This window comes from Rathayibacter sp. AY1A5, assembly GCF_002930875.1.
GTDB lineage: Bacteria > Actinomycetota > Actinomycetes > Actinomycetales > Microbacteriaceae > Rathayibacter.
This window is the reverse complement of sequence record NZ_PSTM01000028.1, coordinates 1-21,401: the sequence shown is the minus strand read 5'-3', so window position 1 is coordinate 21,401 and position 21,401 is coordinate 1. Positions and strand designations below refer to the sequence as shown.

Genomic DNA, 21,401 nt, shown 5'->3' with positions numbered 1-21,401 from the left:
CCTCCGCGCCGGGGTCGAGCGGGTCGGGAGGATCGAGCAGCGCCGCCTGCCGCGCGGAGTGCGGTGAAGGCGTCGGCATGGGTGCTCTCCTCGGAACGGTGGCCGCGAGCACGCCACCGCCGATCAGCTTCGGACACTGCTCCGCCCTGATCCGCGGAGAAGGACGGATCCTCTCCGCTGCGAGCACCGAACATCCCGGGTCGCCGATCGGCAGGGCGCTGGGTGCGCCTCACCCCACCCGTTCCGCGGCGCACGCGGCCGCGGCACGGGTCACCGCTCCCGCCACGACGCCATCCCGCCGTCGAGCGAGTCGGACGCCACGCCCGCCGCCGCCGCGCGCTCCGCCGCGAGACGCGATCGGACCCCGGAGGCGCAGTGCAGCACGAGCGGACCGGCCGGCAGAGCGACGGGGTCGAAGCGCGACATCGGCATCCGCACGGCACCGGGCACCGCGACGGTCCGGTCCTCGTCGTCCTCGCGGAGGTCGACGACGGTCGGGGGCGTCGGCCCGGCCAGCCGCTCCCGCAGCTCGGCCGCCGTGATCGAGCCCGCCGCGGCCCGCCGCTCCGGGACCGGCGGCACCCGCCGCTCGAGAGGGAGCTCGGCCCAGGAGGAGTCGAGGGCGTCGTGCACGAGGACGCGACCGAACAGCGGCTCGCCCGCCCCGGTCACGAGCTTCACGACCTCGGCCGCCATGGCCGAGCCGATCAGCGCGCAGAGCGCGCCCAGCACGCCCACCGTCGAGCAGCTGTCGCCCGCGTCCTCGGCCTCGGGGTGCAGCGCGCGCAGGGTCACCCCTCCGCCCGGAGCGCCGGCCCAGAAGGTCGAGAGCTGCCCGTCGAAGCCGAGCGCCGACCCCCACACGTGCGGGATCCCGGCGCGCGTCGTCGCGTCCGAGGCGAGGTAGCGCGCGCCGAAGGTGTCGAAGCCGTCGACCACGACGTCCCAGCCCGCCACCAGGGCGTCGACGTTGGCCGAGGTCAGCGACACCGGGAAGGCCCGTGCGTCGATGCCGGGGGAGAGCCGCCGCGCGGTCGCCGCCGCCGACTCCGCCTTCGACCGGCCCACCGAGGAGTCGTCGTGCGCCGTCTGCCGCGCCAGGTTCGAGACCTCGACGACGTCGCCGTCCACGATGCCGAGCCGCCCGATCCCGGCAGCGGCGAGCGCCGTGATCACCGGCGAGCCGATGCCGCCCGCGCCGAGGATCAGCACGCGCGCGTTCCGGAGGCGCCGCTGTCCGAGCTCCCCGAGGGGCGCCAGGCGGATCTGCCGGGCGAACCTCTCGCGCTCGGCGGCGGTCAGCGGCGGTCCGGGCTCGACGAGCGGGGTCATGAGAGCTCCTTCCTCCACTGGCCCTCGTGGGCGACGGGGGTGAAGCCGACGGCCTCGTTCACGGCGAGCATCGGTCGGTTCTCCTCGGCGTTCCAGGTGTAGACGGCCCGACAGTCCGGGGCGGTCCCCACCGCATCGCCGATCGCGGTCAGGGCGAGGAAGTCGCTCCAGCCATCGGCGCCCACGGCCTCGGGGATCGCGAGCTCGCGGATCCGGAGCGCCGGGTCGGAGGTGCGGTTCACCACCCCAGTGTGCACGTCCCGGCGCCCGCGGCGGCCTCCTGCGCCTGTTCCGGTGCGGGATCGCGGCGGTCCGTGGGCCGGTCGGGGCTCCGCCTCCCGGCCCGGCCGCGGCCGTCGGCTACCGTGGAGGCGTTGTGGACGGGAGCGAGGCGGCCGGGTGTACCTGAAGAGCCTGACCCTCAAGGGCTTCAAGTCCTTCGCTCAGCCGACCACGTTCGCCTTCGAGCCGGGGGTCACCTGCGTCGTCGGCCCCAACGGCTCGGGCAAGAGCAACGTCGTCGACGCGCTCGCCTGGGTGATGGGGGAGCAGGGGGCGAAGACGCTCCGCGGCGGCAAGATGGAGGACGTCATCTTCGCGGGCACCTCCACCCGCGGACCCCTCGGCCGCGCCGAGGTCGCGCTCACCATCGACAACTCGGACGGCGCCCTGCCGATCGAGTACACCGAGGTGACGATCACCCGGACCCTCTTCCGCAACGGCGGCAGCGAGTACGCGATCAACGGACGCGGCTGCCGGCTGCTCGACGTGCAGGAGCTGCTGAGCGACTCCGGTCTCGGGCGCGAGATGCACGTCATCGTGGGGCAGGGACAGCTCGACGCCGTGCTGCACGCGACCCCCGAGGAGCGGCGCGGGTTCATCGAGGAGGCCGCCGGGATCCTCAAGCACCGACGCCGCAAGGAGAAGACGCTCCGCAAGCTCGAGGCGATGCAGGCGAACCTGACCCGCCTCTCCGACCTCGCGGGCGAGATCCGGCGCCAGCTCAAGCCCCTCGGGCGCCAGGCCGAGGTCGCACGGCAGGCTCAGACGATCGCCGCCGTGGTGCGCGACGCCCGGGCGCGCCTGCTCGCCGACGACGTGGTCGAGCTCCGGACCGCTCTGGACGGCTTCGCCCGCGCCGAGAGCGAGCGGCACAGCGAGCGGGTGGTCCTGCAGCAGCGGCTCGAGCAGGCGACGCTCCGGCGAGCGCGGATCGAGGCGGAGGTGGTCGGCGACGCGGTCGACGACGCCCGGCGCACCTCGTTCGAGCTGGAGTCGGTGCAGGAGCGGCTGCGCAACCTCTCGGCCCTCGCCGGGCAGCGGCTCGCGATGCTCGAGCTCGAGTCCGAGCAGCCGCAGATCCAGCCGCGCGTGACGCCGGCGCAGGTGGAGGAGGCGCGGGTCGAGTTGGAGCGCCTGCGGCAGGCCGTCCTCGACGCGGAGACGGCGTGGGTCCAGGCGCAGCGCACGACCGTCGCCGCCCGCTCCGCCCTCGACGCGGTCGACGAGGAGATCGCCGCGCAGGCGGCCCTCGTCTCGCGCTACGACCTCGAGCTCTCCACCCTCTCGGGGCAGGCCGACACCGCCGCCTCCCGTCTCGCGTCCGTCCGGGGCGAGGTCCTGCGCGCGCAGAACACCCTCGACGCGGCCGACCGGCGGAAGGAGGCGGCGCGGCGGGCGCTCGACGCTCTGGAGGCCGAGCTGGACGACGCGGGCCGTGGCCCCGACGGCGGCCTCGACGAGGGCTACGAGCTCGCCCAGTCCGCGGTCTCGGCCGCCGAGGCCGGAATCGAGCGGCTGCGCGAGGAGCTGCACGCCCTGGAGCGCGAGCGCGAGGCGCTGGCCGCCCGCACGGGTGCCCTGTCGCTGGCCCTCGACGTCTCGGACGGCTCGGCCGAGCTGATCGCCGCCCGGATCGAGGGGGTGCGCGGCCGGGTCGCCGAGCGGATCCAGGTGCGGCCGGGCTCCGAGGCCGCGATCGCCGCCGCCCTCGGCGCGGTCGCCGACGCCGTGCTGGTCGAGTCGACCACCCGGGCCGACGCGGCTCTGGACGCCGCGCTGGAGCGCGACCTCGGACGCGTCGAGCTGCTGGTCGCCGACGCCGCCAGGCCGTACGTCGCTCTCACCGTTCCCGAGGGGGCGGAACGCGCGGGCGACCTCGTCTCGGCGCCGGCCGGGGTCCTCTCGCTCCTCGAGCGCGTGCTCGTGGTCGAGGACCTCGCCGCGGCGCGGCGCCTGAGGGAGCGCATCGATCCGGGCACCGTCCTGGTCACCCGCGACGGCGCGACCGTCTCCGACGCCGTGCAGAGCGCCGGCTCCGGCGGGCAGCGCAGCCGGATCGAGCTCGTCTCCGAGCGCGACTCCGCCGCCGCCCGGCTGGAGGAGGTCGAGGGCGGGATCGACCGGCTCCGCTTCGAACTCGCCGAGCAGACCGGAGCGCTCCGCGGCGCGAAGGAGCAGGCCGCGAGCGCGCTCTCGGCCCTCCGCGAGCACGACGCCGCCCGTGCCGCCCACACCGAGCGGCTCGGCGGCGTGCGCGCCCAGCTCGAGGCGGCCACCGCCGAGCACGGCCGGGGCTCGAGGGCGCTGGCCGTCGCCTCGGACCGGGTCGGCGACGCCGAGCGCGCGGCCCAGGAGGCGAGGTCGGCGCTCGACGCCGCGCGCGCCAGGCCCCGGCCGGTGCTCGACGCGAGCGCGCGCGACGGTCTGCAGCGCGACGTCGACACCGCACGCGAGCGCGAGATCGAGGCGCGGCTCGGCGTCGAGACCGCCAAGGAGCGGGTGCGGGCGGAGCAGTCCCGCGGGGAGGCGCTGGCCCGCCAGCTGGCCGCCGACCGCGCCGCCGCCGACGAGGCCGCGCGCCGCGCCGTGATCCGCCGTCGCCAGCGCGACGCGGCGGCCGAGGTGACCGCCGCGCTCCCCGCCGTCCTCGCCTCCGTCGACCGCTCCGTCCAGCAGGCCCGGGCCGAGCTCGTCGCGGCCGAGGCGGCGCGCTCGCAGCAGAACGCCGAGCTGCAGGGGCTCCGCCGCGAGGAGGGGAGCGTGCGCGACCGGCTCCAGTCCGTCACCGAGAGCGTCCACGGCCTCGAGCTGCAGATCTACGAGAAGAGGCTGCAGCTCACCGGTCTGCTCGAGCGCGCCGCGTCCGAGCTCGGGCTCACCGAGGACGTGCTGGTGGAGGAGTACGGTCCCGGAGTCGGCGTCCCCGACGAGACGGACGTGGAGCAGGAGCCGCGGCCCTACGTCCGCGAGGAGCAGCGCCGCCGCCTCGAGAAGGCCGAGAAGCAGCTCGGGCAGCTGGGCCGCGTCAATCCGCTCGCGCTGGAGGAGTTCGCCGCGCTGGAGCAGCGGCACGCGTTCCTGACCGAGCAGCTGGCCGACCTCACCGGGACCCGGCGCGACCTGCTCACCATCATCGAGGAGCTCGACGAGACGATGCAGACCGTGTTCGCCTCCGCGTTCGACGACACGCAGGCGGCGTTCGCGGACGTGTTCCCCGTCCTCTTCCCCGGCGGCACCGGCAGCATCCGCCTGACCGACCCGGAGAACCTGCTCACCACCGGCATCGAGGTCGCGGTGCGGCCGGCCGGCAAGAAGATCGAGCGGCTGTCGCTCCTCTCCGGAGGGGAGCGCTCGCTCGCGGCCGTGGCGTTCATGGTCGCCATCTTCAAGTCGCGGCCGAGCCCCTTCTACATCATGGACGAGGTGGAGGCCGCCCTCGATGACGCGAATCTCGGCCGACTGCTCAGCATCTTCGAGGACCTGCGCACCTCGAGCCAGCTGATCGTCATCACCCACCAGAAGCGGACCATGGAGATCGCGGACGCCCTCTACGGCGTCTCGATGCGGCAGGACGGCGTCTCGGCCGTCGTCGGCCAGCGCGTCGCCGCGCCCCCGGCCTGAACCCGCCTCCCCGACCGCTCGGAGGCGCGCCCGCCGGTAGCCTGGACCCATGGCAGAACGCACCTCCTGGTCGCTCGGCCGCGCACTGCGCGGCCTGTTCGAGAAGCGCACGATCGACGACCAGACCTGGGACGACCTCGAGACGGCGCTGATCACCGCCGACTTCGGCCCCGACATCACCGAGGAGATCGTCGACGACCTCCGCGCCAAGGTCGCCCGCTACTCCACCACCGACCCGCGCGACCTGCAGCGGATGCTCCGCGAGTCCCTCGAGGAGCGTCTGTCGAAGTACGACACGACCCTCAAGCTCAGCGAGCGCCCCGCCGTGATCCTCGTGGTCGGCGTGAACGGCGTCGGCAAGACCACGACCATCGGCAAGTTCGCCAAGTTCCTCCGCAACTACGGCCGGAGCGTCGTGGTCGGCGCGGCCGACACTTTCCGCGCCGCGGCGGTCGACCAGCTCGCCACCTGGGCGCAGCGCGCCGACGCCCAGATCGTCCGCCCGCAGCAGGAGCGCCAGGATCCGGCGTCCGTCGCCTTCCAGACCGTGCAGTTCGCGAAGGACACCGGCGTCGAGATGGTCATCATCGACACGGCCGGCCGCCTGCACACCAAGGGCGGGCTGATGGACGAGCTCACGAAGATCAAGCGCGTCATCGAGAAGCAGGCCCCGATCTCCGAGATCCTGCTCGTGCTCGACGCGACGACCGGTCAGAACGGGCTGAGCCAGGCCGAGGCGTTCATCGAGCACGCGGGCGTCACCGGCCTGGTCATCACCAAGCTCGACGGCTCCGCGAAGGGCGGCTTCGTCCTCGCGGTCCAGGAGCGCACCGGCATCCCGATCAAGCTCGTCGGCCAGGGCGAGGGCATCGGCGACCTCACCGGCTTCACCCCCCACGTCTTCGCCCAGCAGCTCGTCAGCTGAGCGGCCCCGCCCGGGACGACGCGCCGGCGCCGTCCCGGTGGCGGGCTACACGGCCTGCGAGAAGCCCAGTGCCGCGTCGGCGAGGTGGCGCAGGTGCTCCGGGACCGGCAGCCCCTTCGACTCCATCGAGCGCGCCCAGAGCCGGCCGGCCCGGTAGGAGGAGCGGACCAGGGGCCCCGCGAGGACGCCGAGGAAGCCGATGTCCTCGGCCTCCTCCTTGATCGCCACGAACTCCTCCGGGTGCACCCAGCGGTCCACCGGCAGATGCCGCGGCGTCGGGCGGAGGTACTGCGTGATGGTCACGATGTCGGTGCCGGCGTCGTAGAGGTCCTGCAGCGCCTGCGAGATCTCCTCCCGCTCCTCGCCCATGCCGAGGATGAGGTTCGACTTCGTGATCAGCCCCGCCTCCCGGCCCTGGGTGAGCACGTCGAGCGAGCGCTCGTAGCGGAACGCCGGCCGGATGCGCTTGAAGATCCGCGGCACCGTCTCGACGTTGTGGGCGAACACCTCCGGCTCCGCGTCGAACACCCGCTGCAGGTGCTCGGCGCGGCCGGTGAAGTCCGGGACCAGGATCTCGACCCCCGTGCCCGGAGCCTGGGCGTGGATCTGGCGGATGGTCTCGGCGTAGAGCCAGGAGCCCTCGTCCGGCAGGTCGTCGCGGGCGACTCCGGTGACGGTCGCGTAGCGGAGGTTCATCCGCGCCACGGACTCGCCGACGCGCCGGGGCTCGTCCGCGTCGTAGTCCGCGGGCTTCCCGGTGTCGATCTGGCAGAAGTCGCAGCGGCGGGTGCACTGGGCGCCCCCGATGAGGAAGGTCGCCTCTCGGTCCTCCCAGCACTCGAAGATGTTGGGGCAGCCCGCCTCCTGGCAGACGGTGTGCAGCTCCTCGCTCTTCACCAGCGACTGCAGCTGCCGGTACTCCGGGCCCATCGAGGCCTTCGTGCGGATCCACTCGGGCTTGCGCTCGATCGGCGTCTCGGCGTTGCGGATCTCCAGCCGCAGGAGCTTGCGGCCGCCGGCCTCGGCGCTCACGCGGCGACCTCCTCGATGCGGGCGGAGAAGGCGGGGGCCGCCTCCGAGAAGCGCGCCGCCACCCGCGCCCGCACCGCCTCCATGGGCGGAGCCTCGCCGCGCTCGCGCTCGAGCGTGGTCACTCCGGCGTCGGCGATGCCGCAGGCGACGATGCGGGCGTAGGGCTCGAGGCTGTTCGAGACGTTGAGGGCGAAGCCGTGCATCGTCACGCCCGAGGCGACGCGGATGCCGATCGCGGCGATCTTGTCGGCGCCGCCGTCCCTCGGGATCCACACTCCCGAGCGCCCGTCGACGCGCCGCCCCTGCACGCCCAGGTCGTCGAGAGCGGCGATCAGCACGCCCTCCAGCGAGCGGACGTAGGCGACCACGTCGACGGGCTCGCCGAGCCGCACGATCGGGTAGCCGACGAGCTGGCCCGGGCCGTGCCAGGTGATCCGCCCTCCGCGGTCGACGTCGACCACGGGCGAGCCGTCGTCCGGGCGCTCGTGCGCCTCGGTGCGCTTGCCGGCGGTGTAGACGGAGGAGTGCTCGCAGAGCACGAGGGTGTCCGGCCTCGAGCCCGCCACCACCTCGGCGTGCAGGCGGCGCTGCAGCTCCCAGCCGTCGGAGTAGTCCAGGGGGTCCGCGGAGTCGCCCGCCACCAGTGTCTCGATCACCGGGCCACCCTAACCCTGTTCTTGGACCCGGACCAGTTAATCCGCTCCGCGGTGATCGCGTCGATCGCGAGCCGATCGGCGGCCGCGCCCGCCGACCCTCCGGGCCTCCGGTAGAATTCCGGGCATCATGGCTACTTTCGGCACCCTCTCCGATCGACTCGTCGAGACCTTCAAGAACCTCCGCACGAAGGGCAAGCTCTCCGCGTCGGACGTCGACGGCACCGTCCGCGAGATCCGGCGGGCCCTCCTCGACGCCGACGTGGCGCTGGAGGTCGTGAAGGAGTTCACCGGCAAGGTGCGCGAGCGCGCCCTCGGCGACGAGGTCAACAAGGCGCTCAACCCGGCCCAGCAGGTCGTCCAGATCGTCAACGAGGAGCTCGTCGCGATCCTCGGCGGACAGTCGCGCCGGCTCGAGTTCGCCAAGCGCCCGCCGACCGTCATCATGCTCGCCGGCCTCCAGGGCGCGGGCAAGACGACCCTCGCGGGCAAGCTCGGCAAGTACCTCGGCAAGGACGGCCACACCCCGCTGCTCGTCGCGGCCGACCTCCAGCGCCCCAACGCCGTTCAGCAGCTGCAGGTCGTCGGCGAGCAGGCCGGAGTCGCGGTCTACGCGCCGGAGCCGGGCAACGGCGTCGGCAACCCGGTCAAGGTCGCCCAGAACGCGATCCGCTTCGCGACCGACAAGCAGTACGACACGGTCATCATCGACACGGCCGGACGCCTCGGCGTCGACGCCGACATGATGAAGCAGGCCGCCGACATCCGCCGCGTCACGAACCCCGACGAGGTCCTGTTCGTCATCGACGCGATGATCGGCCAGGACGCGGTCGCGACCGCCAAGGCCTTCCAGGAGGGCGTCGACTTCACCGGCGTCGTCCTCTCCAAGCTCGACGGCGACGCCCGCGGAGGCGCGGCGCTCTCGGTCGCCTCGCTCACCGGCCGCCCGATCCTCTTCGCCTCCACGGGTGAGTCGCTCGACGACTTCGAGCAGTTCCACCCCGACCGCATGGCGAGCCGCATCCTCGACCTCGGCGACGTGCTGACGCTCATCGAGCAGGCCCAGTCCGCGTTCGACGAGGACGAGGCGCGCAAGATCGCCGAGAAGATCATGGGGGACACGTTCACCCTCGACGACTTCCTCGGCCAGATGCAGCAGCTGCGCAACATGGGCTCGATCAAGAAGATGATCGGCATGCTGCCCGGCGCGAAGGGCATGCGAGAGCAGCTCGACCAGTTCGACGAGCGCGAGATCGTGCGCACCGAGGCGATCATCCAGTCGATGACGAAGGCGGAGCGGGTCAACCCGAAGCTGCTCAACGGCTCACGGCGCCTGCGCATCGCCCGCGGCTCCGGCATGACGGTCACGGACGTCAACCAGCTCGTCCAGCGCTTCGAGCAGGCCGCCAAGATGATGAAGACGGTCGCCAAGGGCGGCATGCCCTCGGTCCCCGGGATGGGCCCGGTGCCCGGCGCCGGCTACCAGGGCCGCCCGAAGCCGCAGAAGAAGAAGAGCAGCAAGTCCGGCAACCCCGCGAAGCGCGCGGCCGAGAACGCGGCGATCACCTCCGGGCCCCGCCCGGGCGATGCGGGCGGCTCCGGCTTCGGCCTGGGCGGCGGCGCCGGCAAGGGCGCCCAGCCCACGCCGGAGGAGCTCGAGCAGCTGCAGAAGCTCCTCGGGCGATGAGGCGGGTCGCGGCCGGACGCGCGGGCGGGATCCTCGTCCTCGCGGCCGTGCTCGGGCTCACCGGCTGCGCCGAGGGCTCCGGGGTCGACGCGATGACGGCGCCCTCCCCGGAGGACCTGGTCGGCCGCTGGGTGACGGGCGTCTCCTACGACGCGCCCGACGTTCCGTTCCTCCTGATCGCGGAGGACGGGACCTGGACGGGCTCCGACGGCTGCAACGGCGCGCAGGGCGAGTGGTCGATCGACCAGGAGGGCGCCCTCACCGTCTCGGCCGGGCCGAGCACGCTGATCGCCTGCGACGGCGTCGCACTGCCGATGATCTTCTCGGAGGCGGCGATGGCCTCGATCGACGGCGGACGGCTCCGCCTGTTCGACGACGAGGGGGCCACCGTCGTCAAGCTCGCCCGCTCCACGAGCGACGAGGCGCCCTCGGCGTCGCCGGACCCGGCGGGGGAGTAGCGCGCCGTCCCTCCGGGGGCCGCAGCGGGGATCCCCGTGAGGCGCACCGCTCGCTAGCGTGAGGGCATGACAACCGCACACGCGCGCCCCGTCCGCATCGGCGTCCAGATCGCACCGCAGCACGTCCCCTACGAGGTCATCCGCGACACGCTCGCCGAGCTCGAGGACCTCGGCGTCGACATCGCCTTCAACTGGGACCACTTCTTCCCGCTCTCGGGAGAGCCGAACGGCCTGCACTTCGAGGGCTGGAGCATGCTCGCGGCCTGGGCCGAGCAGACCAGCCGCATCGAGTTCGGCCCGCTGGTCACCTGCAACAGCTACCGGAACCCCGACCTCCTCGCCGACATGGCGCGCACGGTCGACCACATCAGCGCCAAGGGCGCCGAGGGCCGTCTGATCTTCGGCATCGGCTCGGGCTGGTTCGAGCGCGACTACGAGGAGTACGGCTACGAGTTCGGCACTCCCGGCTCCCGCCTCGACGAGCTCTCCGAGGCGATGCCGCGCATCCGCAGCCGGTGGTCGATGCTCAACCCGGCGCCCACCCGCGACATCCCGGTGATGATCGGCGGCGGCGGCGAGAAGAAGACGCTGCGGATCGTCGCCGAGCACGCCGACATCTGGCACAGCTTCTCGGACGTCCCGACGCTCGAGCGCAAGCTCGGCGTGCTCTCGGAGTGGTGCGGCCGCGTCGACCGCGACCCGGCGGCGATCGAGATCTCGACCGGCGCGAGCGTGCGCGGCGGTGTCGACGACGCCTCCTTCGACGTGCTCGACCAGCAGTACGATCTGGGCGCCCGCCTGTTCACGCTCGGCATCACCGGTCCGGACATCGACCTCGCGCCCGTGCGCGACCTGCTCGGCTGGCGCGACGGCCGGAACAGCACCGCGCGCTGACCCGGCGGGGCGCCGTCAGGGCGGCGCCCCGCGTCGGAGTCAGGCCGGCGGCGCGTCCGTCGCCTTCTGGCCGGTCGGCACCGCCCGGGCGAGGCCGGACTTCTCGGCCGCCACCTCGAACGCGTCGGCCAGGGCGCGCTGGCCCTCGACGGTGGGATGCACGCCGTCCTCGCCGAGCAGCCCGTCCTCGCGGAGGGGGTCCGGGTACTCGAGCGCACCGCCGCCGGCGGCCGTCACGGCCTCGACCAGCGCCGCGTCGTACTCGTCGAGATCGGAGGGGCGCGGGTCGGGGCCCCAGACCGAGTCGAGCGCGATGAGCCGGGCCGAGGGCGAGGCGGACACGATCGCGTCCACTGCCGGCCCGATCGCGGCGTCCACGTCCTCCGGATCCCAGCCGAGATCGTTGCTGCTGGCGATCAGCACGATCGCATCGGGCCGGGTGTCGGCGATCTCCTCCGCGCGGTCGCCGATCGCGACGCCGCAGTCACCCGGCTCGATGAACCCGCCGCCGTCGCAGCCCAGGTTCGTGACCTCCCAGCCGAGGTCGTCGCCGACGAGAGCGGGCCAGGCCTGCTCCGGGTCGACCGTCAGACCGCGCACGATGCTGTCGCCGACGATCGTCACCCGGGAGCCGGCGGGCAGGGAGCCGCCGATCGAGAGCGGCAGCGGATCGGCGGTGACGGTCGGGAGGGGAGTGGCGGTGCCGGCGGGGGACGCGGTCGCCGGGCCGGTCGTCGTCGAGGACGAGCAGCCGGCGAGGCCGAGGGCCAGCGCGCCGATCGCGGCTGCGGCGAGGAGGACGGGACGCGTCATGAGCGGGGATCCCGGAGCCCGTCGCGCAGCTCGCCCGCGAGCGCCCGGACCACCGCCTTCAGGTCGCCGTCGTTCGCCGCGGCCGTCCGCAGCTGGCGCTGATAGCTCGCTCCCGCGACCAGGATCAGCTCGACGTCGCCGAGCTCCTTCACGCAGTCGAGACGCTCGGCGACCGGTGCGAGGGTGACGAGCAGGTCCCGGATGTCGTCGGTGACCAGCCGCTCCGCTCCGGCGGCGTCGAGGATGATCTCGGCGTCGAGTCCGTAGCGGGCCGCGCGCCACTTGTTCTCGCGCACGTACCAGGGCTGCATCGTCGGAAGGTCCTCGCCCGCGTCCAGCCGCGACGAGAGGTGCTCGACGAGGCACTGGATCAGCGCGGCGACCGCTCCGATCTCCTCCGCGGAGGAGAGGCCGTCGCACGCGCGCATCTCGAGAGTGCCCCACTGCGGCGAGGGGCGGATGTCCCAGCGGACCTCCGTGTGGTCGTCGATGACGCCGGTGCGCATCATGTCGTCGACGTACTCCTCGTAGTTCGCCCAGGCACCGAACTGCGGAGGCAGGCCCGCCGTCGGCAGCTGCTGGAACATCAGCGCGCGGTTCGAGGCGTAGCCCGTGTCGACTCCGCCCCAGAACGGGCTCGACGCCGAGAGCGCCTGCAGGTGCGGGTAGTAGTCGAGCAGGGAGTTGAGGATCGGCAGCACCTTGTCGCGGTGCTCGATGCCGACGTGCACGTGGATGCCCCAGATCATCATGTTCCGGCCCCACCACTGGGTCCGGTCGATCAGGCGGTGGTACCGCTCCTTGTCCGTGATGGCCTGGTCGAACCACTGCGCGAACGGGTGCGTGCCCGAGCACACGAGGTCGAGTCCCATGGGGTCGGTGATCTCGCGCACCTGCCGCAGCTGATCCTGCAGGTCGGCGACCGCGTCGCGGACGGAGGTGTGCACGCCGGAGACCAGCTCGACCGTGTTGCGCAGCAGCTCGCCGGTGATGTGCGCGTGCGGGGCGCCGTCGTCGCTGCGGAGCGCCTCCAGCACCACATCGGCGACGTTGGCGAGATCGCCCGTCTGCCGGTCGACGATCGCGACCTCCCACTCGATCCCGAGCGTGGAGCGGTCTGATGCGGCGAAGCTGATCTCCATGGCGTGGTCCTCATCGGATCCGGGCGTCCGCCGATCGGGACGCGCCTCGCCATCCTGCCACCTGCGGCCGGGGCGGACGCAGAGCCCCGGCGGCGGCCTTCGGGGTCCCGCGCGGCCCGCTCCCGCGAGGGTGCCGCTGGTCGGCGGCGTGCCGGGCCCGCACCGGGGCGGTTTTTCTGGCAGAATGATCCGTCGGGTCCGAGGCGGTCGACCCTCTACTCACCGCCGACGAAACCCCCTCGAGCTTCCGCCGGGTGTGCCCCCACGCTCACGGCTCAGTTCATCCATCATCGACCGGACACCGGTCAACGACCACACAGGAGAATTGTGGCTGTCAAGATTCGTCTGAAGCGCCTCGGCAAGATCCGGGCGCCCTACTACCGCATCGTCGTCGCCGACTCGCGCACCAAGCGCGACGGCCGCGTGATCGAGGAGATCGGCAAGTACCACCCGACCGAGCAGCCCTCGTTCATCCAGGTCGACTCGGAGCGCGCGCAGTACTGGCTCGGAGTCGGCGCGCAGCCGACCGAGCAGGTCGCCGCGATCCTCAAGCTGACCGGCGACTGGGGCCGCTTCAAGGGCGACGCCGACGCCGTCAGCACGGTCCAGGTGAAGGAGCCCAAGGCTCCGTTCGTCGTCGACGCGAAGAAGAAGCCCGTCCTCAAGCCGAAGGCCGAGGCTCCGGCCAAGGCCGCCCCGGTCGAGGACACCGCCGACGAGACCTCCACCGAGGCGTAGTCAGTGCTCGCTCCCGCCGTCGAACACCTCGTCAAGGGGATCGTCGAGAACCCCGATGAGGTCAGTGTCGTGGCCACGAGCTCCCCGCGCGGAGAGGTCCTCGAGGTGCGCGTGCACCCCGAGGACCTCGGCCGCGTGATCGGACGCTCCGGTCGCACCGCCAAGGCCGTCCGCACTCTCGTCGCCGCGCTCGCCGACGGGCGCCGAGTGCGCGTCGACGTCGTCGACACCGACAAGTAGAGGTGTCGGTCACCGGACCGGGCACGACGCAGCTCCGCGTCGCCCGACTCACCAAGGCCCACGGACTCAAGGGCGCCATCAAGCTCGAGCTCTACACGGACGAGCCCGACAAGCGCTTCACCCCCGGATCCACGTTCACGCTGCAGGTCCCGCGCACCTCCGAGTGGCACGGCAAGAAGCTCGAGCTCGTCGAGCTGCGCTGGTACAACAGCCACCCCGTCGCGTTCTTCCGAGGCGTCGACGACCGCAACGCCGCTGAGACCCTCCTGAAGGCGATCCTCTGGATCGACGAGGAGGTGCAGACCCAGCCGGGCGAGGACGACTCCTGGTACGACTACCAGCTGGTCGGCATGAAGGTCGTCCGCGACGGCGTCGAGGTCGGCACCGTCCGCCGCGTCGACCACTTCCCCGCGCAGGACCTGCTCATCGTCGGTACCCCCTCCGGCGAGGTGATGGTGCCGTTCGTGAACGCGATCGTCCCCTCCGTCGACGCCGCGGCCGGGATCGTCACGGTCACGCCTCCGATCGGCCTGTTCGAGGAGGCTCCCGAGGAGGAGCCCGCCGCGGTCGACCTCAGCGGTGTCGACCTCGCGGACCCGGCGCTGAGCGCGCCTGCGGACGCCGACGCGACGGACGCCTCCGATGACGCGGACTCCGCTCTCGAGGAGCCCGCCGACGACGAGCCCCCGGCCGCCTCCGAGGAGGAGCCCCGGTCGTGAGGATCGACATCGTCACGATCTTCCCGGAGTTCTTCGGCGTGCTCGACATCAGCCTGCTCGGCCGTGCTCGGCAGAGCGGGCTGATCGAGCTCGGCGTGCACGACCTGCGGGACTTCACCCACGACCGCCACCGCACCGTCGACGACACGCCCTACGGCGGCGGCGCCGGCATGGTGATGCGACCGGAGCCGTGGGGCGAGGCGCTCGACACGATCCTCGACGGCGCGGACGACCCCGTCGTGATCTTCCCGTCGCCCGCGGGCGAGCTGTTCACCCAGGCGACCGCCCGCGAGCTCGCGGAGGAGTCCACCCTCGTCTTCGGCTGCGGCCGCTACGAGGGCATCGACCAGCGCGTCGTGGACCACACCGCCGAGCGCGCGCGGGTCCGGCTGATCAGCCTCGGCGACTACGTCCTCAACGGAGGAGAGGTCGCCGTGATGGCGATGATCGAGGCCGTCGGACGCCTGGTCCCGGGCGTGGTCGGCAATCCGGCGAGCCTGGTCGAGGAGAGCCACTCCGACGGGCTGCTCGAGTACCCGAGCTACACCAAGCCGGCCTCCTGGCGCGGCCTCGACGTCCCTCCGGTGCTCCTCAGCGGCAACCACGGGGCGATCGCCGCCTGGCGCCACGAGCAGAGCGTCGAGCGCACGCGCCGCGTCCGCCCCGAACTGCTTCCCTAGCCCCTCGCCGCACGGTCACCGGGCCGCGAGGGCCAGGTGCCGGTCGCGGAGGGCGAGGAAGAGGGGGAACGCGAACGCGAGGGCGACCAGCGGCGCGAGCAGCACCAGGATCCACACGCGGCGCATCCCGATCCGGCGGCCCTCCACCACCATGAAGGCGACGGCCGCGATCGCGACGACCAGCAGGTCGGTCGAGAACGACGACACCCACGGCCCGCCTGCGGCGAGGCCGGCGAGCAGGTCCGCGCCCTCCTGCATAGCCCTCACGTTCCAGGTCCAGGTCCCGATCAGCCCGGCGAGGGCGAGGACGAGGTAGACGATCCCGAGCGGCGTCCAGCCGCGGTGCAGCCGGCTCATGCGCGGGCCTCCGTTCGTGCGAGGGTGAGGATCGTCCCTCCGGCGAGGGCGACCACGGCCACAGTAGCGACGGCGAGGGTCAGCGCGTCCGGTGCGGTCAGCGCCTGACCGCGCAGCGCCTGCCAGCAGGTGAGGGCGACCGCGGCCGCCCAGCCCGCCGAGGCCAGTGCGACGAGCCGCAGCCGGGTGGATCCGGGGCGCAGGACGGGAATCCGGGCTGCCAGCCGTCCGAGCAGCAGCGCGAGCAGCGGGAGCCCCTGCAGAGCGTGCATCCCGACGAAGTGCGGGATGCGCAGATCGCCCCCCGTGGTGCTCCAGCCCAGGAGGGGGAGGCCGGGTCCGCCGTCCGCGACTCCGACGGCGTGCGCGCCGACGACGCCCTGGTAGTCGCTGATCTGGCCGGGCGAGGGCCCCGTCATCAGGAACGCGAGGGCCATCCCGATGAGCCCGATCACGAGTCCGGCGCGGACGGCGAGCGTCAGCGCCGGGTCGCCGAGCGGCACCCGCGCCAGGAGGGCGGCGAGGACCAGAGTCGCCAGCCAGACCACCACGATCGAGACGGCCATCGAGGCCCAGAGCGCGGCGTGCAGGGGAGTGGAGACGTCGAAGTGGCTGCGCTCGCCGACCAGGGCGGCGCCTCCGATCACGACCATCTCGACCGCCAGACCGACCGCCGCGACCGTGCCCAGCGCTCGGGCGGGGCGGCGCCGGCGGGGCACGAGCCCGATCAGCCAGGCGAGCGTCACGGCGTACAGCGCGATCGAGAGGCAGAACTTCAGCGGCTTGCCCCAGAGCGGCTGCCCGCCGAGCTCGCGGGGATCGACGACCAGCGCGATCGCGCAGAGGAGGGCACCGACCGCCATCGCGGCAGCGAGCACCAGGAGCGGCCGGTGCGGAGCAGCTGAGGCCGTGCGCGCGGGCGTCTCGGTCGCGGCGCTCATCGGGGCACCTCCGTCGAGCCGAAGCGGCTCTGCGTCTCGCGCGCCTGGGCGACGCGCCGGAGCGACTGCAGCACCACGTCTCCGAGCGCGGTGCCGACGGCGGCGACGGCAGCCTGCTCGCTCACGCTCTCGCGGGCCTGCAGTTCGTCGAGGTCGGCGGAGGCGACGAGGGCGGCGGCGCGGGCGTAGGCCTCGAGCCAGCCGGCGCTCATCGGTCCGGTGGAGAGCTCGAGCGCGTCGAGCGCCCGTGCCGCCGTCGCGACGGCAGGGTGGCCGCAGTGGTCGGAGCCCGCGGCCTCGGCGATCCGCCGCGTCGACGCATCGGTGGCGGACGCGGTCGAGTCGGCGCTCACGGAGACCACGTCCTGCGCCACCTCGAACGCTGCTGTCGGACCGACGCCCGTGTCGAGCGCGGCCGTGATCCGCTTCGCGCCGGCGATGCCGACGCCGCCGTTCTCGATGAGCGCCCGGAGCAGCGTCAGGCGGGCGACATGGGCGTCCCCGTACTCCGCCCGCTGGGGGCCGGCGGCGTCGCCCGGCGGCAGCAGCCCCTCCCGGATGTAGTACTTGATCGTGGGCAGGCTGACGCCGCTGCTGCGGCTGAGCTCCGAGATTCTCACGTGGACAGTATCGCTATCGGATAGCGGTACTGTCCATCATTCGGTCAGTCCCGCGCGGAGAGGACGATGTTCCCCGTCTCGGTGATGGCGATCGTGTGCTCCATGTGGGCGCCGCGAGAGCCGTCACGGCTGCGGAGGGTCCAGCCGTCCTTGTCCGTGTAGATCTCGTCGGTCGTCTGCAGGAACCACGGCTCGATCGCGATGACGAGGCCCGGGCGGAGCGGGTAGCCGCGGCCGGCGCGTCCGTCGTTGGGGATGTGCGGATCGCCGTGCATCGTGCGGCCGACGCCGTGGCCGCCGAAGTCGGTGTTGATGGACAGGCCCTCGGCGTGTGCGACGGCGGCGATGGCCGCGGAGATGTCGCCGATCTTCTTCCCGGGCTGCGCGGCGGCGATGCCGGCCTCGAGCGCGCGGGCGGTGGTGTCGATGAGGGCGAGGTCCTCCTCGCGCGGCGTCCCGACCACGACGCTGATGGCCGAGTCGGCGACCCAGCCGTTCACGGAGGCGGCGAAGTCGAGGGTCAGCAGGTCGCCGTCCTTCAGCCGGTAGTCGAAGGGCAGGCCGTGCAGCACCGCGTCGTTGACGGAGGTGCAGATGACCTTGCCGAAGGGGCTGGCGCCGAAGGAGGGGTGGTAGTCGATGTAGCAGGACTCGGCGCCGGCCGTGCGGATCATGTCGTGGGCGAGCCGGTCGAGCTCCAGCAGGTTCACGCCGACCGCGGCGGCGGCGGAGGTGGCCTTCAGTACCTCGCCGACGAAGCGGCCGGCGGGACGCATCTCCTCGATCTCGGCGGGGGTGCGTAGCTCGATCATCCTGATCCTCTCGGGGTCCGCTGAGCCGTCGCTCAGCGGTGGTGGGTACGGTCGGTGCATGCGCACGCGACGGGCATTCGGTTCCTGGCAGTTCCCGGCGGCGATCGTGCTGCCCTTGTGGATCCTCCTCGGCTACGGGGTCTTCGGAGGATCGAGCGGCTGGACCGTGCTCGGCCTGGTGATCGCCCTCCCCATTCTGGCGGTCGCGCTGGCGGCTGTGGCCGCGATCGTCGCATTCCGGGTGACCGTCCGGCCCACGCGCACTCCCGCGTGGGGCGACGTGGCCGTGGTCGGCGCCTGGCACCTCTCCCTGATCGCCTTCGGCTTCTTCCCGCCCGGCGCCTGGGCGCTGGGCCTGCTCTCGGTGGTCCTCGGAGTGGCGGCCTTCTGGCACTCGGGGTGGCGGTTCCTCGCCGACGCGAGGGCCACTCTCCTCGCCTTCTCGGAGGCGGCGTCCGTGCAGGCCGAGGGCGCTCACCGCCCGGTCGCCGGCGAGGGCTTCGATCCGGAGCGCCCGCAGGACGGGCAGACCATCGTCCTCTGAGGGGTCGGGCGTCCCGCGAGGCGCTGTCCCACTGCGAGGCCCCGCCCTGTTCCACGGCTCGGCCCTCTCGACGGATCCGCCCTCTGCGCGGCTCTGCCTCCGGGTGACCCTGCCCTCCTCACGACCCTGCTTTGACTCGGATCGACGCGGCATGGCAGAATGAGCGCTTGTGCCTCGCGCAGGCTCTGCCACAGGGGAGCCGCGACGACGTGGGCACGACCGACTTCCATCAACGAAACGGTGTTCGACCTGTGGCGGGCACGGAGAGCGATACAGCATGCACATCCTCGATTCCGTCGATGCGGCGTCCCTCCGCAGCGATGTCCCGGACTTCCGCGCCGGCGACACCGTCAAGGTCCACGTCAACATCGTCGAGGGCTCCCGCTCGCGCATCCAGGTCTTCCAGGGCGTCGTCATCGGCCGCTCCAACGAGGGCGTCCGCGAGACCTTCACCGTCCGCAAGGTGAGCTTCCAGGTCGGCGTCGAGCGCACGTTCCCCGTGCACTCGCCGGTCATCGACCACATCGAGGTCGTCACCCGCGGTGACGTCCGTCGCGCGAAGCTCTACTACCTGCGCAACCTGCGCGGCAAGAAGGCCAAGATCAAGGAGAAGCGCGACGCCTGAGCGGCTTCCTCACGACTTCTCGGGAACCCCGGTCCACCTATGATGGACCGGGGTTCCTCCCTTTCTCGGGGCGATCCGTCCGGGGAGTCCACCCGGTGATGCACAGTAGGGGCGACGGCGAGCGATGACAGACAGCACGGCCCCGGTCCGCCTCCCCGGAGGCGAGGACCACGCCCGCCACTCGGCGGATCCGTCCGAGAAGCGCCCGCGCAAGCGCCGGGGAGTCCTGCTCTTCCTCCGCGACGTGCTGATCATCTTCGTGGTCGCGGTGCTCGTCTCCTTCCTCGTGAAGACCTTCCTGATCCGCTCGTTCTACATCCCCTCCTCCTCCATGGAGCAGACGCTCGTCGAGAACGACCGGATCCTCGTGAACGAGCTCGTACCCGGAGTGGTGAAGATCTCGCGCGGCGACGTCGTCGTCTTCCGCGATCCCGGGGGATGGCTCTCGCCGAGCTCCGAGCCCAACGTGCCGCCGTTCCAGGCCGCGGTCGACTCCGCCCTCGCGCTCGTCGGCCTCACCGCTCCCGACAGCAACGACCACCTCATCAAGCGCGTCATCGGCCTGCCCGGCGATCACGTGACCTGCTGCACACCGCTCGGCCAGGTCGAGATCAACGGCAACCCGATCGACGAGCCTTACGTGAAGCTGCCGGACGGGGTGCAGGCGGTCTCGGCCACCCCCTTCGACGTCGTCGTGCCCGAGGGCTCGCTCTGGGTGATGGGCGACAACCGCTACAACTCCGCCGACTCCCGCTACAACACCGACAAGCCGGGCGGCGGCTTCGTGCCGATCGACAACGTCGTGGGCCGCGCGATCCTCGTGACCTGGCCCGTGCAGCAGTGGGCGTGGCTCGACGACTACCCGTCGGTGTTCCGCGGAGTCGACACCGAGGCCTCCGAGGAGGGCTCGGACGACGCGCAGAGCGGGCAGGGCTAGGTGGTCGTCGCCGAGCCGACGCTGACCCAGGAGCGGCGCCTCTTCCGGCAGGGCTACGAGACGGTCATCGGCTGCGACGAGGTCGGCCGCGGCGCGATCGCCGGTCCGGTCTCGGTCGGCGTCGTGTCGATCGGCAGCCGCTGCGGGCGCTTCCCCGAGGGGCTCCGCGACTCCAAGATGCTCGCTCCCGCCCGCCGCGAGGCGCTCCTGCCGGGGGTGGCGAACTGGGTCTCGGCCTGGGCGATCGGCGAGTCCTCGGCGGACGAGATCGACGAGACCGGGATCATCGCCGGCCTCGGCCGCGCCGCGTCGAGGGGAATCGAGCGCCTTGCCGACCAGGGCGTCGACCTCGCCACCGCCGTCGTCCTCCTCGACGGCGCTCACGACTGGCTGACGCCCGCGCTGGGCGAGTGGGCGGCCGAGTTGACGATCGTCACCCGCGTGAAGGCCGACCGCGACTGCGCCGCCGTCTCCGCCGCCTCCGTGCTCGCGAAGGTGGGCCGGGACGGTCAGATGGTGCGCCACCACGACGACTTCGCCGACTACGCCTGGGACAGCAACAAGGGCTACGGCAGCGCCGCGCACTGGGCGGGGATCGAGCGGGTCGGCCCGTCCCCGCTGCACCGGGTGACCTGGCTGTCGAAGTCGCGGGAGAGCGTCGAGGAGCCGCTCCCGGCGTTCGTGCCCGTCGGCTCGGCGTAGGATTGTCCAACGATGGATGAGGACGAATTCGAGGACTACGACCGCGAGGTCGAGCTGGCACTGTACCGGGAGTACCGCGACGTCGTCTCGCAGTTCTCGTACGTCGTCGAGACCGAGCGCCGGTTCTACCTGGCGAACGAGGTCGACCTGGTCCGCCGCGACACCGAGCACGACTTCTACTTCGAGCTGACCATGCGCGACGTGTGGGTCTGGGACGTCTACCGCTCCGACCGCTTCGTGAAGTCGGTGCGCGTGCTGACCTTCAAGGACGTCAACGTCGAGGAGCTCTCCCGCAAGGAGTTCGAGCTCCCCAAGGAGCTCGCGCTCGACGAGTAGGACGCTGTCGCGGCAGGCTCCGGACCCCTTGCTGGTCGCGTAGCCGCCTCCGACGGCGCATCGAGACCCGGTGCCCGGAGCCCCACCCCGCTCCGGAGCTCTCTCGGATGCGCGGCTCCGCGGGTCTCGTCTTCAGGCAACGCGGATCCCTCCTGCTGGTCGCATAGCCGCCCCCGGCGGCGTCCGAAGACCCCGGCCCGACGTCCCTCCCCACCCGCCAGTTGCGGTCGAGGATCTCGAATCCGTTGTCTCTCAGGTGCGCCGCCGCGATCTCCTCGCCGCGCCGCCCCAGTTCGTCCTTGTCCATGCGT

General features: G+C 72.5%; 24 protein-coding genes. 14 read left to right on the top strand and 10 right to left on the bottom strand.

The window, feature by feature from the left end:
* Nucleotides 1–270 precede the first annotated feature (270 nt).
* Together C5B98_RS15125 and C5B98_RS17425 are read right to left on the bottom strand one after the other, a co-directional pair.
* A complete protein-coding gene (locus tag C5B98_RS15125; protein WP_104260568.1) occupies nucleotides 271–1,332 on the bottom strand; it encodes a ThiF family adenylyltransferase in 1,062 nt (353 codons plus the stop codon).
* Nucleotides 1,329–1,574 (bottom strand): hypothetical protein, encoded by a 246-nt coding sequence (locus tag C5B98_RS17425; protein ID WP_181028756.1) that lies wholly within the window; start codon nucleotides 1,572–1,574, stop codon nucleotides 1,329–1,331. Before C5B98_RS17425 ends, C5B98_RS15125 begins: the two co-directional genes overlap by 4 nt.
* Nucleotides 1,575–1,731: 157 nt before the next feature.
* Here C5B98_RS17425 and smc point away from each other — a divergent pair, with 157 nt between their 5' ends.
* Nucleotides 1,732–5,235 carry a chromosome segregation protein SMC gene (gene smc, locus C5B98_RS15115; RefSeq protein ID WP_104328028.1) on the top strand — a complete coding sequence of 1,168 codons (3,504 nt, stop codon included), beginning with the start codon at nucleotides 1,732–1,734 and terminating at the stop codon, nucleotides 5,233–5,235.
* A gap of 49 nt (nucleotides 5,236–5,284) precedes the next feature.
* Nucleotides 5,285–6,160, top strand: a complete 876-nt coding sequence (gene ftsY, locus C5B98_RS15110) for a signal recognition particle-docking protein FtsY (RefSeq protein ID WP_104223920.1) — start codon at nucleotides 5,285–5,287, stop codon at nucleotides 6,158–6,160.
* 45 nt (nucleotides 6,161–6,205) lie between these two features.
* Here ftsY and lipA read toward each other — a convergent pair whose 3' ends face one another.
* Entirely contained in the window at nucleotides 6,206–7,192 is a 987-nt protein-coding gene (gene lipA, locus C5B98_RS15105) for a lipoyl synthase (protein WP_104226884.1), read from the bottom strand.
* Nucleotides 7,189–7,848: a lipoyl(octanoyl) transferase LipB gene (gene lipB / locus C5B98_RS15100; RefSeq protein WP_104226883.1), complete on the bottom strand. Its 660-nt coding sequence runs from the start codon at nucleotides 7,846–7,848 to the stop codon at nucleotides 7,189–7,191. Before lipB ends, lipA begins: the two co-directional genes overlap by 4 nt.
* A gap of 127 nt (nucleotides 7,849–7,975) precedes the next feature.
* Between lipB and ffh the strand changes: the two genes are divergently transcribed.
* From ffh to C5B98_RS15085, 3 genes are all read left to right on the top strand, one after another.
* Entirely contained in the window at nucleotides 7,976–9,532 is a 1,557-nt protein-coding gene (gene ffh, locus C5B98_RS15095; RefSeq protein WP_104226882.1) for a signal recognition particle protein, read from the top strand.
* Nucleotides 9,529–9,990 (top strand): META domain-containing protein, encoded by a 462-nt coding sequence (locus tag C5B98_RS15090; RefSeq protein ID WP_104260572.1) that lies wholly within the window; start codon nucleotides 9,529–9,531, stop codon nucleotides 9,988–9,990. The genes ffh and C5B98_RS15090 overlap by 4 nt, the downstream gene beginning before the upstream one ends.
* A 66-nt stretch (nucleotides 9,991–10,056) precedes the next feature.
* Nucleotides 10,057–10,884 (top strand): LLM class F420-dependent oxidoreductase, encoded by an 828-nt coding sequence (locus C5B98_RS15085; protein WP_104328027.1) that lies wholly within the window; start codon nucleotides 10,057–10,059, stop codon nucleotides 10,882–10,884.
* Nucleotides 10,885–10,923: 39 nt separating this feature from the next.
* Here the strand turns inward: C5B98_RS15085 and C5B98_RS15080 are convergent, their stop codons facing one another.
* The gene (locus C5B98_RS15080; RefSeq protein WP_104269063.1) at nucleotides 10,924–11,697 is read right to left on the bottom strand and encodes an SGNH/GDSL hydrolase family protein; all 774 of its coding nucleotides are present in this window, start codon (nucleotides 11,695–11,697) and stop codon (nucleotides 10,924–10,926) included.
* Nucleotides 11,694–12,839 carry a glutamate--cysteine ligase gene (locus C5B98_RS15075; protein WP_104247632.1) on the bottom strand — a complete coding sequence of 382 codons (1,146 nt, stop codon included), beginning with the start codon at nucleotides 12,837–12,839 and terminating at the stop codon, nucleotides 11,694–11,696. Before C5B98_RS15075 ends, C5B98_RS15080 begins: the two co-directional genes overlap by 4 nt.
* 327 nt (nucleotides 12,840–13,166) lie before the next feature.
* Between C5B98_RS15075 and rpsP the strand changes: the two genes are divergently transcribed.
* Genes rpsP through trmD form a run of 4 tightly spaced genes read left to right on the top strand, consistent with a single transcriptional unit; the run spans nucleotide 13,167 to nucleotide 15,216 of the window.
* A complete protein-coding gene (rpsP, locus tag C5B98_RS15070; RefSeq protein ID WP_104328026.1) occupies nucleotides 13,167–13,577 on the top strand; it encodes a 30S ribosomal protein S16 in 411 nt (136 codons plus the stop codon).
* A 3-nt stretch (nucleotides 13,578–13,580) separates the two neighbouring features.
* Nucleotides 13,581–13,817, top strand: coding sequence for an RNA-binding protein (locus C5B98_RS15065; protein WP_068210678.1), 237 nt, complete (start codon nucleotides 13,581–13,583; stop codon nucleotides 13,815–13,817).
* A 2-nt stretch (nucleotides 13,818–13,819) separates the two neighbouring features.
* On the top strand, nucleotides 13,820–14,536 hold the full coding sequence (gene rimM, locus C5B98_RS15060) for a ribosome maturation factor RimM (RefSeq protein WP_104328025.1): 717 nt from the start codon (nucleotides 13,820–13,822) through the stop codon (nucleotides 14,534–14,536).
* Nucleotides 14,533–15,216: a tRNA (guanosine(37)-N1)-methyltransferase TrmD gene (trmD, locus tag C5B98_RS15055; RefSeq protein ID WP_104226875.1), complete on the top strand. Its 684-nt coding sequence runs from the start codon at nucleotides 14,533–14,535 to the stop codon at nucleotides 15,214–15,216. The genes rimM and trmD overlap by 4 nt, the downstream gene beginning before the upstream one ends.
* A 15-nt stretch (nucleotides 15,217–15,231) precedes the next feature.
* On the opposite strand, the gene C5B98_RS15050 is transcribed toward trmD, so the two are convergent.
* From C5B98_RS15050 to map, 4 genes are read right to left on the bottom strand one after another with little or no spacing between them, the layout of a single operon-like run.
* Entirely contained in the window at nucleotides 15,232–15,573 is a 342-nt protein-coding gene (locus C5B98_RS15050) for a DUF2834 domain-containing protein (protein WP_104223909.1), read from the bottom strand.
* Nucleotides 15,570–16,514 (bottom strand): hypothetical protein, encoded by a 945-nt coding sequence (locus C5B98_RS15045; protein ID WP_104328024.1) that lies wholly within the window; start codon nucleotides 16,512–16,514, stop codon nucleotides 15,570–15,572. Before C5B98_RS15045 ends, C5B98_RS15050 begins: the two co-directional genes overlap by 4 nt.
* A complete protein-coding gene (locus C5B98_RS15040) occupies nucleotides 16,511–17,134 on the bottom strand; it encodes a MerR family transcriptional regulator (protein WP_104328023.1) in 624 nt (207 codons plus the stop codon). The genes C5B98_RS15045 and C5B98_RS15040 overlap by 4 nt, the downstream gene beginning before the upstream one ends.
* 44 nt (nucleotides 17,135–17,178) lie before the next feature.
* The gene (map, locus tag C5B98_RS15035; RefSeq protein ID WP_104328022.1) at nucleotides 17,179–17,946 is read right to left on the bottom strand and encodes a type I methionyl aminopeptidase; all 768 of its coding nucleotides are present in this window, start codon (nucleotides 17,944–17,946) and stop codon (nucleotides 17,179–17,181) included.
* A 58-nt stretch (nucleotides 17,947–18,004) separates the two neighbouring features.
* Between map and C5B98_RS15030 the strand changes: the two genes are divergently transcribed.
* From C5B98_RS15030 to C5B98_RS15010, 5 genes are all read left to right on the top strand, one after another.
* Nucleotides 18,005–18,490, top strand: a complete 486-nt coding sequence (locus tag C5B98_RS15030; RefSeq protein WP_104247628.1) for a hypothetical protein — start codon at nucleotides 18,005–18,007, stop codon at nucleotides 18,488–18,490.
* A gap of 277 nt (nucleotides 18,491–18,767) precedes the next feature.
* Complete coding sequence (gene rplS, locus C5B98_RS15025) at nucleotides 18,768–19,115, top strand: 50S ribosomal protein L19 (RefSeq protein ID WP_104223904.1); 348 nt, start codon at nucleotides 18,768–18,770, stop codon at nucleotides 19,113–19,115.
* Nucleotides 19,116–19,239: 124 nt separating this feature from the next.
* Entirely contained in the window at nucleotides 19,240–20,052 is an 813-nt protein-coding gene (lepB, locus tag C5B98_RS15020; protein ID WP_104223903.1) for a signal peptidase I, read from the top strand.
* Complete coding sequence (locus tag C5B98_RS15015) at nucleotides 20,053–20,754, top strand: ribonuclease HII (RefSeq protein ID WP_104223902.1); 702 nt, start codon at nucleotides 20,053–20,055, stop codon at nucleotides 20,752–20,754.
* A gap of 12 nt (nucleotides 20,755–20,766) precedes the next feature.
* Entirely contained in the window at nucleotides 20,767–21,090 is a 324-nt protein-coding gene (locus tag C5B98_RS15010) for a DUF2469 domain-containing protein (protein ID WP_055792576.1), read from the top strand.
* Nucleotides 21,091–21,401: the final 311 nt, after the last annotated feature.

Excerpts from the sequence above, each read along its gene's own strand:
- ftsY (WP_104223920.1), top strand. The coding sequence starts at position 5,285 with ATGGCAGAACGCACCTCCTGGTCGCTCGGCCGCGCACTGCGCGGCCTG.
- lepB (WP_104223903.1), top strand. The coding sequence starts at position 19,240 with ATGACAGACAGCACGGCCCCGGTCCGCCTCCCCGGAGGCGAGGACCAC.
- C5B98_RS15010 (WP_055792576.1), top strand. The coding sequence starts at position 20,767 with ATGGATGAGGACGAATTCGAGGACTACGACCGCGAGGTCGAGCTGGCA.
- C5B98_RS15085 (WP_104328027.1), top strand. The coding sequence starts at position 10,057 with ATGACAACCGCACACGCGCGCCCCGTCCGCATCGGCGTCCAGATCGCA.
- C5B98_RS15045 (WP_104328024.1), bottom strand. The coding sequence starts at position 16,514 with ATGAGCGCCGCGACCGAGACGCCCGCGCGCACGGCCTCAGCTGCTCCG.
- C5B98_RS15075 (WP_104247632.1), bottom strand. The coding sequence starts at position 12,839 with ATGGAGATCAGCTTCGCCGCATCAGACCGCTCCACGCTCGGGATCGAG.
- ffh (WP_104226882.1), top strand. The coding sequence starts at position 7,976 with ATGGCTACTTTCGGCACCCTCTCCGATCGACTCGTCGAGACCTTCAAG.
- C5B98_RS15090 (WP_104260572.1), top strand. The coding sequence starts at position 9,529 with ATGAGGCGGGTCGCGGCCGGACGCGCGGGCGGGATCCTCGTCCTCGCG.
- C5B98_RS15080 (WP_104269063.1), bottom strand. The coding sequence starts at position 11,697 with ATGACGCGTCCCGTCCTCCTCGCCGCAGCCGCGATCGGCGCGCTGGCC.
- C5B98_RS15125 (WP_104260568.1), bottom strand. The coding sequence starts at position 1,332 with ATGACCCCGCTCGTCGAGCCCGGACCGCCGCTGACCGCCGCCGAGCGC.
- C5B98_RS15030 (WP_104247628.1), top strand. The coding sequence starts at position 18,005 with ATGCGCACGCGACGGGCATTCGGTTCCTGGCAGTTCCCGGCGGCGATC.
- map (WP_104328022.1), bottom strand. The coding sequence starts at position 17,946 with ATGATCGAGCTACGCACCCCCGCCGAGATCGAGGAGATGCGTCCCGCC.
- C5B98_RS15050 (WP_104223909.1), bottom strand. The coding sequence starts at position 15,573 with ATGAGCCGGCTGCACCGCGGCTGGACGCCGCTCGGGATCGTCTACCTC.
- rplS (WP_104223904.1), top strand. The coding sequence starts at position 18,768 with ATGCACATCCTCGATTCCGTCGATGCGGCGTCCCTCCGCAGCGATGTC.